Raw genomic sequence first — 13,128 nt, 5'->3', positions numbered from 1 at the left:
TCGCCCCCTTTTTTTGGGAGCAGGGGAGGTGCTATTCCAGGAAGGAATGCAATGAATAAAAACAATGAATTTTAATTATCAAACCGCATGGCCTAGCCTGTCCCGATCCTTTGAATGGAGCCCTGCCATGACCTCATCCTCGGTAAACCCGGCTGAAAAATTCGACCGCTCGCGGGCCGACGAATACGCCCGCCAGAGCCGTATCGCCCTGGCGGGCTACGACGCCTGCCATGACCTTGCCGCCTGCATGTTGGCGGCCAGCCTGGGTGAGGGGCGTGCGGCCCACATCCTGGCCGTGGGGGCCGGTGGCACGGCCCAGGAGATTATCGCCATGGCTTCCCTGGAACCGGGCTGGCGCTTTACCGCTGTAGACCCCTCGGCACCGATGCTGGAGACAGCGCGCCAGCAGTTGCAGGCGCAGGGTTTGCTGGAGAGGACCGAAGTGCGTCTGGCCACGGTGGACGAACTGGCGGCGGACGAACCCTTCGACGGGGCCACGCTGATCGGCGTGCTGCACCATCTGCCCGGTGATGAAGCCAAGCGGCAATTGCTGCGGGCCATCGCCCGGCGCCTCAAGCCCGGCGCGCCGCTGATCGTCGCCGGCAATCACTACGCCTACGCCAGCCAGCCCCTGCTGCTGGCGGCCTGGGGGCAACGCTGGCGCCAGCAGGGCGCGACGGCGGATGAGGTACACGCCAAGCTGGGGAAAATCCTTCAGGGCGCCGACCCGCCCCATTCCGAGGCGGCGGTGCAACGGTTGCTCGAAGAGGGCGGTTTCAGCGCGGGAACACGTTTCTTCAGCAGCCTGTTCTGGGGCGCCTGGTTGAGCCGCAAGAGTCGCTGAGGGGCCGCTCGAACATGCCTGGCACGCCTTCAGGCCGGCAAGCTCCACAAGGTCATCACTCATGGAGGGTCGCCGCATGCCGGGTCAGCCCGCGAGGCTGGTATCGCCTTTGAGTATCTGCTGTACATGAGCAAGGTGCCGCCATTGGCGGTCTCGCCCCCCTGTCGGGCAGCCCAGGCGCGGATTGCCGAGCGCCTGGGCATCAATGATCACGCGCTGGTCCTGCTCCTGGCCTGTTCCAGGTTGGCCGCGCCCAGGCAGTAGAACAGCCCGCCGGCGACTATGAACGCTCCCAGCATGTAGAAGATCCAGTGCGCCGGGTGGCTGGCCAGGACCATGCCGCAGAGTATCGGGCCCAGGGCGCCGCCGAGGTTGGAGAGGTTCTGCGCGCCGTAATACAGGCCTCGCAGGTGTTCGGGGGCGATCAGGTCGATGAACATGTACTCGGCGGGAAACACGATGATTTCCCCCAGGGTGAACACCACCATCGACAGCACCCACAGCGCCAGGCTGGTGGCCAGGCCGAAGCCGCTGACCCCCAGCAGGAACAGGCCCAGCCCCAGCGTCAGCCAGCGGCTCAGGTGGCGCTGGGTAATCCTGCGGCCGATGGCGTATTGCAGGGCGATCACCAGCAGCGCATTGGTCGCCACCAGGGTGCTGATGATGCGATAGGTGGCCTCGGCCGAGGTGGTGACCACCAGGTACTGCGACAGGTACGCCGAGAACTGGCCAAAGACCACGGCGCTGAGCAGGCCGCCCAGGGTGAAGCACACCAGGCGGTAATCCCGTAGCAGCTGTTTGCCCAGGGCCGCGAAGGATAGCGGCGCTGGTGTCGGGCCGGCGGCGCTCAGCTGTCTGTCGCCCCAGCGCATATGGATCGCCAGGAACCCGGCGCCCAGGGCGGCGGAGATCAAGAACGGCAGGCTGATGTCCAGGCGCGCCAGCCCGGCGCCGAGGAACGGGCCCACGGCGTAGCCGATATTGGTCAGGGTGTATTTGATCGAGAAGGCTTCGCTGCGCTGTTCCACCGACAGGCGCTGGGCAAAGCCGGCCTTGATCGCGATGTCGATCACCGCATAGGCCAGGTTGACCAGCACCAGGCACAGGTAGAACAGCCACAGCTGGCGGGCACTGAAGGCGCCGATGAAGCCCAGGGTGAACAGCGCGCAGCAGGCCAGGATCAGCCGGTAGCTGGGCGTGCGGTCCACCAGGAAACCACCGTAGAGGCTCAGCAGCGAGCCGAGGATCATGCTGCTGCCGATCACCAGGCCGATGTCGCTCACTTGCAGGCCGAAAGCACTGCTCAGGTAGATCACCAGGTAGGGCAGGGTGATTGCCCGGGCCAGGGTCAGCACCAGGGTGCCGGCCAGCAGCAGGTTGATTGCTTTCGGGTAGCTTTTCAGGGTGCGCAGCATCCGTGCCTCATCGGTCTGTAACGGCGTTTTTGAGAATGGCAGCCAGCTTACTGGGGAATCTGGTTCTGTTTTATGATGTTTTTTACCCAGTGAATGGAATTCGATTCATGAATAAGAGGCGCCGATGTTTTCTTCCGAACGCTTGAAGGGGATCGATGTATTTGTCTGCGTGGCCGACTGCGGCAGCTTCAAGGCCGCCGCCGAACGGCTCAACCTTACGGCTTCCGCCGTCAGCAAGGCCATCGCCCGGCTGGAAGGGCGCCTGCAGGCGCGGCTGTTCCAGCGCACCACCCGCAGCCTGGCGCTGACCGACGCGGGCACGGCCTTCTACCGCACCTGCAGCGGGGTGCTGGCAGACCTGGAAGAGGCCGAGCTGGCGCTGAACGCGGAAAACTCCGAGCTGCGGGGGCGGGTGCGCATCGACCTGCCCGGGACCTTCGGCCGCTCCCAGGTGCTGGGCGCCGTCCTGCACTTTGCCCGCGAGCATCCGGGCTTGCAGCCGCACATCACCTTTTCCGATCCCGGTGTCGAGCCGCTTGAAGCCGGTGCGGACATCGCCGTGCGCCTTGGCGGCTCGGGGCAGTGGCCGGCGGCGTTGGGGCACCGCTGCCTGGGCCGCGAATGGCACCTGTTCTGCGCCTCGCCCGACTACCTGCGCAGCCATGGCGTGCCGCTGACCGACCAGGACCTTGAGCGCCATCAGTGCATTGCCTATGGCTGGGTGGATGGCCGGGTCAGCCCCTGGAACTTCGCCAGCGGCCGCCCGGGCGAGAGTGAGCGCCGGGTGATGTCCGCCAGTTGCGTGGTGGGCGATGGCGAGGGGCTGTTGATGGCGGTGCAGCAAGGCTACGGCATTGCGCAACTGCCTTCCTGGCTGGTCAAGCGCCAGTTGGAGGACGGAAGCTTGGTGGAGGTGCTGCCGCAATGGGCCAGCGAAGGGCAGGCGATCCATCTGCTGTGGCTGAAAAGCCGGCAGGGGTTGCCCAAGGTCAGTGCATTGCTGGAGATGCTGGAACGGAATCTGCGGGGATAACGATGAGAAAAAATGGCAGGGGCGGCTGGATTCGAACCAACGCATGGCAGGATCAAAACCTGCTGCCTTACCGCTTGGCGACGCCCCTGTAGCTGTTGCGACGTTACTTGCCTGAACTGCCGGCCCGGGGAGGGCCGCTGCAAGAACGGGCGCAAATTTATCAACTTATCGGCGGGCTGGGAAGCCCCCTGGTGAAAAAAATGAGTTTGAAAACAGCTGCTTAGTCTTTTTCAGGGCGATTTTATCCGTCCCGGGGTTCAAGGGACCAGGTAGCCGGGCTGTGAATCCTTCAGCGGCCGGGCCATGTCCAGTGCGCGGCGGATGGCCCGCAACTCCGCCCCTTCAAGGGCGCGCCGGCCAAATTGATAGTCGTCGCCCCCCGGGCCCAGGTGCACCGAAAGCAGCCCGAACAGCTGCTCGCCCACTGCTTCGATGAACATTTCCATATAGCTTTCGTAACGGCCGTAGGCGCACAGGTAGATCAGCCCCTGGACCTCGGCGCGCTCGCACTCGTGAATGTCATCCCAGGTCAGGCAACTGCCCTGTTCGCCACTGATCAGCGGCAGGTGCCAGGCGTTCGGTACGAGCGGTTGGGCGCGCAGGGCCTCCGGTAGCGGCTGGCAGGACAGCACCTGGAAGCGGTACCTGAGCCTGCCGTGGTGGTTGGCATGCCGTGGCGCGGGCGGCTCGGCGGCCGGGCCGGTGATCCGCACGTGCAGCAGGTGGCTCAGGGCGATTTCCGAGGGTTGCTCGTTCCAGCCATTGAGGTCCGCCAGCGGCGGGCACCAGATCAGTTGCAGGGTTTCACCGAGCACGATGCCGTCCTGGCGTTGGAAGAAGGCTGAGCTTTGCTCGCCCACCACTGGCAGCAGGTCGCGCAGCTGCAAGGTCGGCGCGCCGTAGTCGATGCCCAGGTCGGTGGACCAGAACAGGGGGGTGCAGGTTCTCAGGGTTGCCGGCATGGACGCGAGCCTGTGATGGGGAGGGGGAGGATTCTTCGGTAACTGGCGCCGGATGTCACCTCTGTCTGACTCAATCGGCTACATCCGCTGGCTCAATGTGACCGTGACAGCCCGCTGCCGCGCACTAGTATAGGGAGCCTTGGGCAAGACCTATAAGAACAGCAGAAGGACACACACGCATGCGACGCTGGAACGGCTGGGGGGATGCATCCACGGTGGTCGAATTGCCGGCCCAGGGCGCGGGGTTTCTCGCCGAGCGCCTGGGGCCGGGACGCAGGTTGCCGGAGGCGACCCTGGAGCAGGCCCTGGCCCGGGTGCCGGCATCGCGCCTGCAAGCCCATGACTTGTACAGCATCAGCGCCGAGGACCGGCTGCTGCACGCCCGCGGCCAGAGCCTGGCGGACTGGCTGGCGCTGCGCGAGGGCGAGCTGGGGGCCTACCCGGACGCCGTGGCGTTCCCGGAAACCGCCGAACAGATCCGCCAGCTGCTGGCCCTGGCCGAGGACCGCGACCTGTGCCTGATTCCCTACGGCGGGGGCACTTCGGTGGCCGGGCACATCAACCCCGGCTGGTCCGAGCGGCCGGTGCTGACGGTGTCCCTGGCGCGCATGAGCCGCCTGCTGGACCTGGACGAAGACAGCCTGCTGGCGACCTTCGGTCCCGGGGCCAGTGGCCCTCAGGTGGAAAGCCAGCTGCGGGCCCGGGGCTACACCCTGGGGCACTTTCCCCAGTCCTGGGAACTGTCGACCCTGGGCGGCTGGGTCGCCAGCCGTTCCAGCGGCCAGCAGTCGTTGCGCTACGGGCGCATCGAGCAGCTGTTCGCCGGCGGCACCTTGGAAACCTTTGCCGGGCCAATGCCCATCGCCACCTTTCCGGCGTCCGCCGCCGGGCCGGACCTGCGCGAGGTGGTGCTGGGCAGCGAAGGGCGCTTCGGGATCATTTCCGAGGTCAAGGTGCGGGTCAGCCGCCTGCCCGATGACGAACGTTTCTACGGGGTGTTCCTGCCCGACTGGCAGCAGGCCCTGCAGGCGGTGCGCGCCCTGGCCCAGGCCCGGGTGCCGCTGTCGATGCTGCGCCTGTCCAATGCCCTGGAGACCGAAACCCAGCTGGCCCTGGCCGGCCACCCGACGCAGATCGCCTGGCTGGAAAAGTACCTGGCCTTGCGCGGCGCCGGGGCGGGCAAGTGCCTGTTGACCTTCGGCGTGACCGGCAACCGCCGGCAGAATGCCCTGTCCCTGCGCCAGGCGCGCCAGCACCTGAAGGCTTTCGGCGGGGTGTTCACCGGCACCCTGCTGGGCAAGAAATGGGCGCAGAACCGCTTTCGCTTTCCCTACCTGCGCGAAAGCCTGTGGAACGCCGGCTACCTGGTGGACACCCTGGAGACCGCCACTGACTGGAGCAATGTCGACCGCCTGCTGCAACGCATCGAGCAGAGCCTGCGTGACGGCCTGGCCGCTGAGGGCGAGCAGGTGCATGTGTTCACCCACCTGTCCCATGTCTATGGCGAAGGGTCGAGCATCTACACCACCTACGTGTTCCGCCCGGATGCCCAGTACCCGGCGACCCTGGCCCGTTGGCAGGCGCTCAAGCACGCTGCTAGCCAGACCATCGTCAACCACCGCGGCACCATCAGCCACCAGCACGGCGTGGGCAAGGACCATGCGCCGTACCTGCTGCGGGAGAAGGGCCCGCTGGCCATCGATGCGCTGCAGGCCCTGAGCCGCCACTTCGACCCGGCCGGGCGCCTCAACCCCGGCACCCTGCTGGAGCCGTGAACCATGAGCCAGGACTGGAATGCCCAATGGCGCCAACAGGCGCTGCCCGGGCTGGCGGCGCAAGCCTGGGACCTGATCGTGATCGGCGGCGGCATCAGCGGCGCCGGCATCCTGCGCGAAGCGGCGCGGCGCGGCTGGCGCTGCCTGCTGCTGGAACAGCGAGACTTTGCCTGGGGCACCTCCAGCCGCTCCTCGAAGATGGTCCATGGCGGCTTGCGCTATATCGCCAAGGGCCAGTGGCGCCTGACCCGGGATTCGGTGCGCGAGCGCCAGCGCCTGTTGCAGGAGGCCCCGGGGCTGGTGGAGCCCATGAGCTTCCTGATGCCCCATTACCGCGGCAAGTTTCCCGGGCCCAGGGTGTTCGGCGGCCTGCTGAGTGTGTATGACGCCCTGGCCGGGCGGCGCAATCATCGCTTTCACGATGCCCGGCAGCTGGCTTTCCTGGCCCCCGGGGTCAAGGAGCCGGGGCTGTTGGGGGGGACCAGTTTTCTCGACGCCCTGACCGACGATGCGCGGCTGGTGATGCGGGTGCTGGCCGAGGCCCGGGCCGATGGCGCCCAAGTGTTCAACGGCGTTCGGGTCACCCGCCTTTTGCGCGAGAACGGGCGGGTCTGCGGGGTGCAGATCGAGGACAGCGAAGGCGGGCAGCCGCAGCAGGTGCGCTGCGCGGCCCTGGCGGTCGCTACCGGCGCCTGGGCCGAGCGCCTGCGCCCGGCGGACCGCGTGCGCCAGCTGCGGCCCTTGCGCGGCAGCCATCTGCTGCTGCCGGGCTGGCGCTTGCCGGTGGCCCAGGCCTTCAGCTTCATGCATGCCGAGGATGGCCGGCCGGTGTTCGTCTTCCCCTGGGAGGGCGCCACCGTGGTCGGCACCACCGACCTGGATCACCGCGATGACCTGGACCAGAGCGCCAGCATCAGCCAGGAAGAGCTTGAGTACCTGCTGGCCGCCTGCGCCCAGCAGTTTCCCCAGGCCCTGATCACTGCCGGCGACGTGCTGTCGACCTGGGCCGGGGTGCGCCCGGTGGTGGCCAGCAGCGACGGCCAGCAGGGCAAGCCTTCCAATGAAACCCGCGAGCATGTGCTGTGGCAGGAACCCGGCTGCGTGACCCTGGCCGGCGGCAAGCTCACCACCTTCCGGCCCCAGGCCATCGAAGTGCTGCAGGCCTGCGGAGCGATGCTCGGGCGTGAAGTGGTGGACGACGGCGCCCCGGTCTTCACGCCTGTGGCGCCCCTGGAGATCCCCGGCCTGAGCGGCGCCCAGGTGCGGCGCCTGGCTGGCCGCCACGGCCGCCATCTGCCGCGGCTGGCGCAGTGGGTGGCGACCCTGGGCGGCGATTGCGTCGGCGCCAGCGACACCCTGTGGGCCGAGCTGGCGTTTGCCGCCGAGGCGGAAATGGTCCTGCACCTGGACGACCTGCTGCTGCGCCGTACCCGCATCGGCCTGCTGCTGGCCGAGGGCGCCGCCCAGTACCTGCCGGCCATCCGCCGCCTGTGCCAGCCGCAGCTGGGCTGGGACGACGAGCGCTGGCAGGCCGAGGAACAGCGCTACCGGGCCCTGTGGCAACGCCATCACAGCCTGCCGCCACTCGCCTAACGATGCTCAACCAAGAGAGCCCCATGGATAACCACAACAACAATAAGCAGGACTACCTGCTGGCCATCGATAACGGCACCCAGAGCGTTCGTGCGCTGCTGTTCGACCTCAAAGGCAACCTGCTGGGCAAGGGCAAGGTGGAGCTTGAAGCCTATTTTTCCAGCCGGCCCGGCTGGGCCGAACAGCACCCGGACTACTACTGGGCCAAGCTCGGCGAAGCCTGCCAACTGCTCTGGCAGCAGACCGGCATCGACCGTTCGCAGATCCGCGGCGTGTCCCTGACCACCCAGCGCGGCACCCTGATCAACGTCGATGCCCAGGGCCGCGCGCTGCGCCCGGCGATCCTCTGGCTCGACCAGCGCCAGGCCGAGGTCGAAGGCAAGATCAAGGGGCCCTGGGGCTGGTTGTTCAAGTTGATCGGCGCCGAGGCCACGGTGGATTATTTTCGCGCCCAGGCCGAGGCCAACTGGGTGGCTCAGGAACAGCCCGAGGTGTGGGCCGCCACCGACAAGTTCCTGTTGCTCTCGGGCTTTCTCACCCATCGCCTGACCGGCAATTTCGTCGACTCGGTGGGCTGCTGCGTGGCCTACCTGCCGTTCGACTACAAACGCCTGCGCTGGGCCGCCCCCAGTGACTGGAAGTGGCAGGCCCTGGCGGTGCGCCAGGAGCAGTTGCCGACCCTGCTCAAGCCCGGGGAAACCCTGGGCCGGATCACCGCCGAGGCCAGCCGCCATACCGGCATACCCGAAGGCTTGCCGCTGATTGCCGCGGGTGCCGACAAGGCCTGCGAAGTGCTGGGCTCGGGCGTCCAGGACTCCACCACCGCCTGCCTGTCCTACGGCACCACGGCCACCATCACCACCACCCGTTCGCGCTACCTGGAGGTAGTGCCTTTGATACCGCCGTACCCGGCGGCGGTGCCGGACCACTACAACTGCGAGGTGATGATCTTTCGCGGCTACTGGATGGTCAGCTGGTTCAAGCAGCAGTTCGGCCTGCGCGAAGTGCAGCAGGCGGCGGAGCAGGGGCTGGAGCCGGAGCAGCTGTTCGACGCCCTGGTCCAGGCGGTGCCGCCCGGGTCCATGGGCCTGACCCTGCAACCCTACTGGTCGCCGGGCATCCGCGAGCCGGGCATGGAAGCCAAGGGGGCGATGATCGGCTTTGGCGACGTGCACACCCGGGCGCACATCTACCGGGCCATTCTCGAAGGCCTGGCTTATGCCCTGCGCCAGGGCATGGAGCGCATCGAAAAGCGCTCCAGGCTGAAGATCAGCCGCCTGCGGGTGGCCGGCGGCGGCTCCCAGAGCGACGCGGCCATGCAACTGACGGCGGACATCTTCGGCCTGCCGGTGGAGCGGCCCCATGTCTATGAAGCCTCGGGGCTGGGTGCGGTGATCGCCTGCGCGGTGGGCCTGGGGCTGTACCCGGACTTCGCCACGGCCATCAGCGCCATGACCCGGGTTGGCGCAGTGTTCGAGCCCCAGCCCCAGGCGCAGCAGATGTACCAGCGGCTGTACAGCGAGGTCTACCTGCGCATGTACCGCCAGCTCAAGCCGCTGTACCAGAGCATTCGCGAGATTACCGGTTACCCGGCTTAGCGAAAGCGCCGGCCAGCGGCCGGCAGGGGGGCGAACCTCTGCGGGATAAAAAGTTCTTCCAGGCGCCAGGGCTGATCTATCGTGATCAAGGGGCAGGGCCCCTTCGACCCCCCACGCCTGCGAGACGAGCATGAACCGCCAGGAAGCGCTGAACATCCTGTGGAAGCGACTGTTCCTCATCTTTGTGCTGCTATTGGCGGCATCCCTGGTGTCGGTGGCCATGGCCGATGGCTACACCATTCCCTCGGTGGTGTTCATTGCCGGCAACATCGGCGGCTATGTCGGTTTTCACCGCCAGCTGTCCAGCCTCAGCGAGGAGGAAATCATCGGGCTGTGCAGTTCCTGGTTCAGCCTGGTGCTGCCGTCATTCATCGGCGGCATCCTCGCGGGGCTGCTGTATATCCTGTTCATTTCCGGGGTGGTGCAAGGGGAGCTGTTTCCAAAGATCGTCGCCGATGAAACCTGTCGCTACAGCGAGAACAGCTTCTATGTGATCTTCTGCCAGCACGCCGGTGGCTATGCCGCCTACGCCAAGCTATTGTTCTGGTCCTTTGTCGCGGGGTTCAACCAGAACTACGTGGTGGACCTGATCGACAACATCAAGGGCAGCCAGAAGACGGAGAATCAGCCATGAGTGAACAGAGCAAAGGGCCGGCGTCGTACTTCCCCTCCATTGAAAAGCACTACGGCCAGCCCATCGGGCACTGGCTGGAGCTGCTGGCAACGGTCGACGGCAAAAAGCATATGGAGCTGGTGGCCTGGCTCAAGACCGAACACGGCATGGGCCATGGCCACGCCAATGCCCTGGTGGCGCACTTCCTGGCGGCCAGCAAGGGCCGCTAGTCCCCGGGGCGCCATTCTTCGCCAGTGAAAGCCTGACTGCCGACATCCGCTTTCCTGGCGAAAAAAGCCAAATTCCCCTGTGTTCTCTTCGTTCTTTCCTACGTCGCACCTTGCATTGCCCTCTTTCTGCCTGTCGGAGTTTTCTCGATGTCTTCGCCAAAATCCTTGCCCACGGCCCTGTTGGGCCTGGCCCTGGCCTGCCCGGCATTTGCCGAAACCCGTGCCGTGGAGCTGGCTCCGGCGCAGGTCCTGGGGCAGGAACAGGGCGGTGAGGGGCAGCCGGCGCAGGAGGCCGCGGCGCGGCTGGCCCAGGTGCCCGGCGGCACCAATGTGGTGGACATGCGCCGCCCGCTGCAGGGCCGGGTGGCCAGCAACCAGGATGTGCTGGCCTACCAGCCCGGGGTCTATGCCCAGTCGGCGGGCAACGAAGGGGTGAAGATCTCGATCCGCGGCTCGGGCATCAACCGCGCGCCGGGTGCCCATGCCTCGGGGCTGTATACGATGCTCGACGGCCTGCCCCTGACCGGCCCCGGTGGCACGCCCTATGAATTGCTGGAGCCCTTGTGGGTCGACCACGTGGAAGTGCTGCGCGGCGCCAACGGGTTCGACCGTGGCGCCCTGGCCCTGGGTGGCGCCATCGATTACGTCAGCCACACCGGCTATGACGCACCGCTGTTGCAGGTACGCTACGCCACCGGTAGCCACGGTTATCAGCAGCGTCAGGTCAGTTCCGGGCAAGTGCTGGGGGATTTCGACTATTACGTGTCACTGACCGACTCCAATGCCGACGGCTACCAGGATCACACCCGCAGCCAGAGCAAGGGGCTGATCGGCAACTTCGGCTACCGCTTCAACCCGAACCTGGAAACCCGCTTCTACCTGCGCTACCGCGAGACCGACAACGATCTGGCCGGGCGCGTGACCAAGCGCTCCATCGAACACGACCCGCGGGCGGCCAACCCGGCCTACGTCAGCCGCGACGACCGGCGCAAGCAGCCGGGCAGTACCTTTGTCGGCAACAAGACCACCTATTACCTGGACGACGATTCGAGTATCCAGGCCGGGCTGGTGTACCACGACTACCCCATGGACCTGCGCGAAGGCCCCAACCGCCTGAAGGTGGCCTACAGCGACGTCAGCGGCACCCTGGACTACAAGCGCCGCGACAGCCTCTGGGGCCTGGAAAGCCGCAGCACCCTGGGCCTGCGGGTGACCAAGCACCTGCCCAATGACGGTGCCAGCGAGTTCGTGCGCATTCCCACCGGCAATACCGCGAACTACGCGCCGGGCACGCGGATCCGCAACTTCACTTACCAGGGCTCGGACACCGTCCTGCACGTTGGCAATGACCTAGAGATCGCCGACGACCTGTGGCTGACCACCGGGCTGGCGGCCATCTACACCCGCCGCGAAAGCGCGGTGACCTACCCCGAGGGCGGCGGCAAGACCAGCCTTGGCGACTGGGACTACGCGCCGCGCCTGGGCCTGCGCTACCAACTGAACCCGGATCTGCAACTGTTCGCCAACCTCAGCCGCTCGGTGGAAGCGCCACACCCCTGGTCGCTGATCTACAGCGCCAATCAGCGTTTTCCGGCCGGCAGCGGCGTCGCCACCGGCGCCCAACGCGACCCGGTCAAGCTGCGCAATCAGACCGCTACCACCCTGGAACTGGGCGGGCGCGGCGACAGCAGCCTGGGCCAGTGGAGCCTGGCCTGGTACTACGCCCAGGTGCGCCACGAACTGCTTTCGGTGCTGCCGGATGCCAACGCCACCACGCCTTACGAACTCAACGCCAGCCCCACCGTGCACCAGGGCGTGGAAGCCAGCCTGCAGAGCGAGCTGTGGTCGCGCCCGGGCGTCGGCCGCCTGAGCTTGCGCCAGGCCTATACCTTCAGTGATTTCCACTACCGCGACGATCAGCGTTTCGCCGACAACCGCCTGCCGGGCCTGCCCATGCACTACTACCAGGGCGAGCTGCGCTACGACTGGCCCCTGGGCTTCTTCGCCGCGGTCAATACCCAGCTGGTGTCCAAGGTGGCGGTGGATTACGCCAACAGCTACTACGCCGATCCCTATGCGCTGTTCGGCGCCACCCTGGGCTACAACGCGCCGAAGAACGACTGGCAGACCTGGGTCGATGTGCGCAACCTGACCGACAAGCGCTACGCCGCTACCGTGACCCCGGGCTATGACGACAAGGGGCTGGACGCGGCGCGTTCAACGCCGGGGGAGGGGCTGGGGGTGTACCTGGGGGTGTCCTGGAGCCTGCGCTGAAAGCAGGGCCGCGAGCGAGCCGACACCCGCCAATGAAAGTGCCCGCAGCAGCGGGCACCTGGTTCATGCCGGGCGGTGTCAGCCCGGGCGGCAGTGATTTACCACTGGCCCGAGAACACGCAGGTCAGCGCTTCGATGGCGCTGAACTTCCACAGCGAGTCGCCGCAGTCGCTGGCAAAGGCGTGGGCGTTGGAGGCGGTGAGGGCCAGGGCGATGGCCGAGGCATAGACGATTTTCTTGAGCGACATGGGAAAACTCCTTGTTATGAATCCGCACGTTCTTGTAGGCGCCGTCCTGAAGGGGGGGCTGCTGCGGACTATAGGCCCGTGCTGCCCCCGGCACTATTAGCCCGAATGTGCTAATGGCCCATGCGCATCACTGTGCCGCCCGGCCCAGGCTCAGTTGCGAAAATACAGCTCGTCCAGCTGCCGCCGGCGTATCACCAGGTACTCCTCCCAGACCTTGGGGAAATCCTCGTCCCGGGTCAGGGGGAAGGTCAGGTAGTAAGTCCGACCGCTGACACTGATGTACTCCCGCACCCGCTTGTACGCCGGCTGTTCCAGCAGCGAGATGTATTCGTCATAGGCGTAGTGGTAGTGGGAAATCGTCACCCGATGGGGCGCGATCATGCAGCGGGAGAAGTCGATCACCCAGCCATGGCTCATGTCGCTGCCCAGGTAGCCGTAGACCCCATCCTCGGAGAGGCTGATGGCTTTTCGTGCCTGTACCCCATCCTCATCGTTGACCAGCACGATCTGGCTTTCGAAATAGCGGATGGCCTGTTGCTCGGG

General features: G+C 66.3%; 12 protein-coding genes and 1 tRNA gene. 8 read left to right on the top strand and 5 right to left on the bottom strand.

Annotation, left to right across the window (positions count from 1 at the left end):
• Positions 1-127: 127 nt before the first annotated feature.
• Positions 128-844, top strand: coding sequence for a class I SAM-dependent methyltransferase (locus tag F6S12_RS17815; protein ID WP_123430868.1), 717 nt, complete (start codon positions 128-130; stop codon positions 842-844).
• A gap of 209 nt (positions 845-1,053) precedes the next feature.
• Here the strand turns inward: F6S12_RS17815 and F6S12_RS17810 are convergent, their stop codons facing one another.
• On the bottom strand, positions 1,054-2,259 hold the full coding sequence (locus F6S12_RS17810; protein WP_315869157.1) for an MFS transporter: 1,206 nt from the start codon (positions 2,257-2,259) through the stop codon (positions 1,054-1,056).
• 124 nt (positions 2,260-2,383) lie between these two features.
• Between F6S12_RS17810 and F6S12_RS17805 the strand changes: the two genes are divergently transcribed.
• Complete coding sequence (locus F6S12_RS17805; RefSeq protein WP_315869156.1) at positions 2,384-3,292, top strand: LysR family transcriptional regulator; 909 nt, start codon at positions 2,384-2,386, stop codon at positions 3,290-3,292.
• A 13-nt stretch (positions 3,293-3,305) separates the two neighbouring features.
• Here F6S12_RS17805 and F6S12_RS17800 read toward each other — a convergent pair.
• Both F6S12_RS17800 and F6S12_RS17795 read right to left on the bottom strand, forming a co-directional pair.
• Positions 3,306-3,380: transfer RNA gene (locus F6S12_RS17800), tRNA-Gln, on the bottom strand.
• A 169-nt stretch (positions 3,381-3,549) separates the two neighbouring features.
• On the bottom strand, positions 3,550-4,254 hold the full coding sequence (locus tag F6S12_RS17795; protein ID WP_174394784.1) for a hypothetical protein: 705 nt from the start codon (positions 4,252-4,254) through the stop codon (positions 3,550-3,552).
• 179 nt (positions 4,255-4,433) lie between these two features.
• On the opposite strand from F6S12_RS17795, the gene F6S12_RS17790 reads away from it, so the two are divergent.
• From F6S12_RS17790 to F6S12_RS17765, 6 genes are all read left to right on the top strand, one after another.
• Positions 4,434-6,029, top strand: a complete 1,596-nt coding sequence (locus F6S12_RS17790) for an FAD-binding oxidoreductase (RefSeq protein WP_072450544.1) — start codon at positions 4,434-4,436, stop codon at positions 6,027-6,029.
• A 3-nt stretch (positions 6,030-6,032) separates the two neighbouring features.
• Positions 6,033-7,622, top strand: coding sequence for a glycerol-3-phosphate dehydrogenase/oxidase (locus F6S12_RS17785; protein ID WP_103407829.1), 1,590 nt, complete (start codon positions 6,033-6,035; stop codon positions 7,620-7,622).
• Between the two features lie 23 nt (positions 7,623-7,645).
• Complete coding sequence (locus F6S12_RS17780) at positions 7,646-9,220, top strand: FGGY-family carbohydrate kinase (protein ID WP_011061061.1); 1,575 nt, start codon at positions 7,646-7,648, stop codon at positions 9,218-9,220.
• A 130-nt stretch (positions 9,221-9,350) separates the two neighbouring features.
• Positions 9,351-9,854 carry a hypothetical protein gene (locus F6S12_RS17775; protein ID WP_011061062.1) on the top strand — a complete coding sequence of 168 codons (504 nt, stop codon included), beginning with the start codon at positions 9,351-9,353 and terminating at the stop codon, positions 9,852-9,854.
• A complete protein-coding gene (locus F6S12_RS17770; protein WP_011061063.1) occupies positions 9,851-10,063 on the top strand; it encodes a DUF4287 domain-containing protein in 213 nt (70 codons plus the stop codon). The genes F6S12_RS17775 and F6S12_RS17770 overlap by 4 nt, the downstream gene beginning before the upstream one ends.
• 147 nt (positions 10,064-10,210) lie before the next feature.
• Entirely contained in the window at positions 10,211-12,337 is a 2,127-nt protein-coding gene (locus F6S12_RS17765) for a TonB-dependent receptor family protein (RefSeq protein WP_123430863.1), read from the top strand.
• Positions 12,338-12,435: 98 nt separating this feature from the next.
• On the opposite strand, the gene F6S12_RS17760 is transcribed toward F6S12_RS17765, so the two are convergent.
• Both F6S12_RS17760 and F6S12_RS17755 read right to left on the bottom strand, forming a co-directional pair.
• Complete coding sequence (locus F6S12_RS17760) at positions 12,436-12,585, bottom strand: hypothetical protein (RefSeq protein ID WP_015635448.1); 150 nt, start codon at positions 12,583-12,585, stop codon at positions 12,436-12,438.
• Positions 12,586-12,735: 150 nt separating this feature from the next.
• A partial coding sequence (locus F6S12_RS17755; protein ID WP_315869155.1) for a hypothetical protein occupies positions 12,736-13,128 on the bottom strand: 393 nt, incomplete at its 5' end.

The sequence above is a fragment of the Pseudomonas sp. JV245A genome (assembly GCF_032424515.1).
Classification (GTDB): Bacteria; Pseudomonadota; Gammaproteobacteria; order Pseudomonadales; family Pseudomonadaceae; genus Aquipseudomonas; species Aquipseudomonas protegens.
The sequence above is the reverse complement of the archived record's forward strand: the minus strand, read 5'-3'. Positions and strand labels throughout refer to the sequence as shown.